Source organism: Moraxella sp., from assembly GCF_024227015.1.
Classification (GTDB): Bacteria; Pseudomonadota; Gammaproteobacteria; order Pseudomonadales; family Moraxellaceae; genus Moraxella.
Genome location: NZ_JAAELD010000275.1, coordinates 1 through 528 on the forward strand (window position 1 = coordinate 1; position 528 = coordinate 528).

Annotated in this window: 1 protein-coding gene; it reads left to right on the forward strand. The window is 45.1% G+C overall.

Translation table 11 applies throughout. The annotated features are described in order from the left end of the window. Window positions 1–528 (forward strand): hypothetical protein (locus GY683_RS06405; RefSeq protein ID WP_297287954.1); only part of this gene is annotated, 528 nt, incomplete at both ends.

Here is a 528-nt window from a genome sequence, read left to right on the forward strand (position 1 = left end):
ATGCGATCAAATAGTGCCGAGCAGCAGTTGCTGGTCTCAATGGTTGCCCATGGCATTCGAGATTGTCTGCAAGGCGTTGAGACTAAGCAAGGTTGCCGGATTTTGCTCGACGGTTTTAAACGATATCGATGCGCCCAAAAACTTAATATCGGTATTGTGCCCTATCAGAGTTTAGATAGTGATGAGGCGATGGGGATTATAAAGCTTTTGCGCATTGCCAATGCCAAAACGCTGAGCATCCTGGAGCAAGCCCGATTGATTGACGAGCTGAAAAGCGTTCATAAAATGTCGGTTTCACAGATCGCCAAACATCTTGAGCGAAGCAAAGGCTGGGTGGGTATGCGCGTTGGGCTGATTGGACAAATGAGCCAAGCGGTGATGGATAAAATATTAAGCGGTAAATTTCCCGTATATTCCTATATGTATACGATTCGAACGTTCATGCGTATGAACGGCATAAAAAAGAAGCAAGTTGATGAATTTGTCAATTGTGTTTCCGGCAAGGGGCTTAGCATCCGTGATATTGAA